Here is a 310-nt window from a genome sequence, read left to right as displayed (position 1 = left end):
AGGAAAAGGAACTAAATCCTTTATTTTTTCAGCAGGGAAGAGTTCAGTATTAAAAAAGAACTCCTTCAGTTTAAAACCTCCTTTTAGGGCCAGGCTTATTTCTCTTATTCCTTCAACCACAAAGGCATTTTCTTTCCTGCGGGCGCGTGCTTTCTCCTGTAAAAGGAGGATCCTCTTTACTGCCGGATTTTGGAGACTGCTGACGAATTTTTGCATTGCGCAAAGATAGAAAAGTAATGATAGAGGAAGGAAAAGCTTAACCTGGTCTTAAACTTTTTCTTTTTCAAGAAAAAATAGGTATTTTAACTCA

At 37.4% G+C, this 310-nt stretch carries 1 pseudogene; it reads right to left on the bottom strand.

The features are described from left to right. A pseudogene (locus tag HC175_RS24055) lies at positions 1 to 216 on the bottom strand (RNA methyltransferase); the annotation flags it as partial. Positions 217 to 310: the final 94 nt, after the last annotated feature.

Source organism: Salinimicrobium oceani, from assembly GCF_012037645.1.
Note: the sequence above shows the minus strand (reverse complement) of the source record. Positions and strands in the feature narration are given on the sequence as shown.